Below are 2,573 nucleotides of genomic sequence, written 5' to 3'. Positions count from 1 at the left end.
ATCGGGTAAGTCAGCGGGATTGCTCCCGCTTCGTCCCCAAAGCACCGTGCGAACAAGTCTCCAAGTACACGGCGCAACCAATTCCAAAAGAACTCACTTATCTCTGCCACTCTTTTTCCTTGATTTGCGGGTTTGTACCTTTTGGTTTTTGTTCCGCTTCTTGGAGGGTTTCTTTGTCCCGACTCTCAGCATTTTCTGTATGTCGGGATTAGTGGCACCCAGGGCATGGATTGTTTGATGGCAGTCATTGTGCAGATAAACAAGGTTATCGTACTTATCCTGACCGCCTTCGCTTCTGGGTATAATATGGTGTAGGTGTAGCTCTTCACTAATACCCAGTGATTGATTACAGACAGGACATTTATAGTTCTGTCTGTTTGCGATTTTGTCCCTTCCTGATGAAAACCTACTCTTTAAGGTCTTTTCCCTTGGTTTTTCAGGTCGTTTTTCCCAGTATTCCGTTAAACTCGGGTCATCTGGGCTGTTTTTGTAAGTTACTAGGGTGTGACGTTGTATAGGAATCCATGCAAGTTTCTGAAGATAGACTTCTTTAAGGGATTTATCTCCAAATACCCAATTGTCATCTCTTCCTGGACATAACTTTCCAAAGTACTTATTATTTATCCAATTCAGAGATTTCTTAGGGTGCTTCCGTCTTCCCCATCTGTTCAGTTTCCAGTGTATATAGCTATCAATACTACTGAAAGCATCCTTGGCTACTACTCCGTCATGATAGTTCCCCCATCCTTTGATTTTTGGATTGAGTCTTTTAATGACTTGTAGTTGCGTTGCCGATTTAAGGCTCCTGAATTCTCCTTTCAGTGTTTTCTTGAATTTAGCTACGTTTTGCTTGGATGGTGTGATCAGTGTAACCATTCCCGATTTGCGCTGTGTAGTTTGATATTTCCGGAAATTCCATCCTAAAAAGTCAAACCCTTCGGTTAAGTGTCTTATATTGGTTTTTTCCTCTGACAACTTAAGTCCTTTTTCGGATAACCATTTCTCAATGATTGTCTTAGCGTTCGCTGCATCTTCTTTGCTTTCTGTAAGTACAACAAAGTCATCGGCAAAGCGGACGAACGTTCTAGAGGAAACATTATTCCACGCCCCTCCGGATTTATTCCTTTTATCTGGACGCCATTTAGATCTGATACCTAGCGCTTCTTCCATACCGTGGAGAGCTATGTTTGCCAATAATGGACTAATAACTCCTCCTTGTGGTGTTCCCATTTCGGTGTCATAGAAAATCTTGTTCTCTATATACCCCGCTTTGAGCCACTCTTTCACAAGTTTCCTGGCCGGGAAGTTTCCAATGTTGTTGAGCAATGGTTGATGGGTTATATTGTCGAAGCATCCAGTGATGTCCGCATCTAATACCCACCATTTCCTATTGCTTTCGCCCTTGATGTTGGAGAATATCCTTTGTCTTGCGTCATGAGTACTTTTGCCCGGTCTGAAGCCATATGATGTCGGTTCAAATTGGGCTTCCCATGCAGGCTCTAATGCATTTTTGACAATGCCTTGTAGGCATCTGTCAATTATGCTAGGTATTCCCAGAGGGCGTTTTTTCCCATTGGCTTTAGGGATGTAAACCCTTTTTGCAGGAATTGGCTTCCAGATGCGATAACTCTTGAGAGCATCGACCAACTCTCCCCTGAGTTTAGGATTTAAGTTTGCTATTTTATCAACTCCGGGGGTATTTTTACCTTTGTTGAGTTGCGCTGCCTGTCTGACGGATATGAGTATGTTGGAGTAGCTACGCAGCATCAATCTTTGTAGCTTATTTACTTTCTTCCAATCGCCCTCACGAGTCGCTCGGAATATTCTACGTCTTAATTTCCTTACTGTCCTATAGGCTTTTTTCCAGTCTATGGAATGCCAGTAGGTAGTTTGTTCGGTTACGATACCGTTTTCTTTCGATTTCGGTTCCATCTTTTTCCTCACAATTTAGGTTTAAGCTCGTGATTATCCTTGCTCGGAATCAGCTCTGAAATTCAGCACTATGCACGAGTTAAGGGATGTCCCTCTATCCAGCCGGTTATGTATTTCCGTTGACTTTCGTCCTGCTGGCTTTTGCTTGGTTCAGACTTTTACCGGACCGAGAGTTATACCTCCTCTTACGATTTGGCTACCATGTCCATCGACCTAGGATATGGACTCAACCCGGCTTACCCGGTTACGCACAAAGAAGATTCAAGTCTGAGGTTGCCGTCTATACGCCGAGTTCTAGGGGTTCTTGGTTATCCAGTATGGAGTGAATTAACCCTTGTGAACTTTTACTCCCATTACCGCTTTGACAGGAATATTCATAATTACGACGCTTCACACAACGGTTCCTTTCGTCAACCTTTTGACTTTTTCCCTAACGACTCCTTTGGATGGCGGCATCCTCCTCTGGATTCGCATTTCCCTCTAGCTGTGAGACCTAATAATTCTGGAATATTTCAGTAGTGTAAAAAACCGATGTTACCCATCTTATTACGCCCCTTCGGGTGGGAACTAGGCTCGAACCCTAGCCTTTTTGGAGGATTACGGAATCCTCACTCCTTTGAGCGCCTTCATCGGTCGCCCCC

1 protein-coding gene is annotated in these 2,573 nt (G+C 43.7%); it reads right to left on the bottom strand.

Going from position 1 to position 2,573, the window contains the following annotated elements; translation table 11 throughout:
- Window positions 1-93 precede the first annotated feature (93 nt).
- Window positions 94-1,932: a group II intron reverse transcriptase/maturase gene (gene ltrA, locus F6J99_RS44040; RefSeq protein ID WP_293123509.1), complete on the bottom strand. Its 1,839-nt coding sequence runs from the start codon at window positions 1,930-1,932 to the stop codon at window positions 94-96.
- Window positions 1,933-2,573: the final 641 nt, after the last annotated feature.

This window comes from Moorena sp. SIO4G3, from assembly GCF_010692305.1.
GTDB lineage: Bacteria > Cyanobacteriota > Cyanobacteriia > Cyanobacteriales > Coleofasciculaceae > Moorena > Moorena producens_A.
This window is presented reverse-complemented; position numbering and strand designations above follow the sequence as displayed.

Coding starts and splice junctions, on each gene's coding strand:
- ltrA (WP_293123509.1), bottom strand. CDS start 1,932: ATGGAACCGAAATCGAAAGAAAACGGTATCGTAACCGAACAAACTACC.